Source organism: Achromobacter sp. Marseille-Q0513 (genome assembly GCF_018195695.1).
Lineage (GTDB): Bacteria > Pseudomonadota > Gammaproteobacteria > Burkholderiales > Burkholderiaceae_B > Achromobacter.
Genome location: NZ_JAGTJY010000700.1, coordinates 1 through 222, shown reverse-complemented (window position 1 = coordinate 222; position 222 = coordinate 1). Strand labels below are relative to the sequence as shown.

Genomic DNA, 222 nt, shown 5'->3' with positions numbered 1-222 from the left:
TGGTGGCGGGCGAAGTGCGCTCGCTGGCGCAGCGCAGCGCCCAGGCCGCCAAGGAGATCAAGGGCCTGATCGAAGACTCGGTCAACAAGGTCGGCGCCGGTTCGCAGCAGGTGGAGCGCGCGGGCGCGACGATGCAGGAGATCGTGGCGTCGGTGAAGCGCGTGACGGACATCATGGGCGAGATCTCGGCGGCGTCGGAAGAGCAGTCGAGCGGCATCGACC

The 222-nt window shown here is 68.9% G+C and carries 1 protein-coding gene; it reads left to right on the top strand.

The genetic code is table 11. The annotated features are described in order from the left end of the window. Positions 1–222 (top strand): methyl-accepting chemotaxis protein (locus KDH83_RS33020; RefSeq protein ID WP_249205497.1); only part of this gene is annotated, 222 nt, incomplete at both ends.